Below are 271 nucleotides of genomic sequence, written 5' to 3'. Positions count from 1 at the left end.
GATCAGGATCGTCGCGTACGGCGCGCGCAGTCTGCCCGGTCAGCAAACACAGCACCGACATCGACATGTTGGTCAGGAGTTTGGACCAGATCGTTTCCCTGATCTGCGTGACCTCGGGCGAGTCGATTGAAGCGTCATTCAGCGCTGCGCGCAGCTTCGCGACGCGCTCGCTGGCGCGGTCGTCACACTCGCCGATCAGGAGCCGGTTGCGCTCGGGCGAGAGGTTAGCGACCACGCCCGGCGCCAAGACTTCATTCGATGAGAACACCAC

At 63.1% G+C, this 271-nt stretch carries 1 protein-coding gene; it reads right to left on the bottom strand.

The genetic code is table 11. The annotated features are described in order from the left end of the window. On the bottom strand, nt 1-271 hold a 271-nt coding region (locus tag QSV46_RS39830; protein WP_409997294.1), incomplete at both ends, for a ketopantoate reductase C-terminal domain-containing protein.

It is taken from the genome of Bradyrhizobium cosmicum (assembly GCF_032290525.1).
Taxonomy (GTDB): Bacteria; Pseudomonadota; Alphaproteobacteria; order Rhizobiales; family Xanthobacteraceae; genus Bradyrhizobium; species Bradyrhizobium cosmicum_A.
The sequence above is the reverse complement of the archived record's forward strand: the minus strand, read 5'-3'. Positions and strand labels throughout refer to the sequence as shown.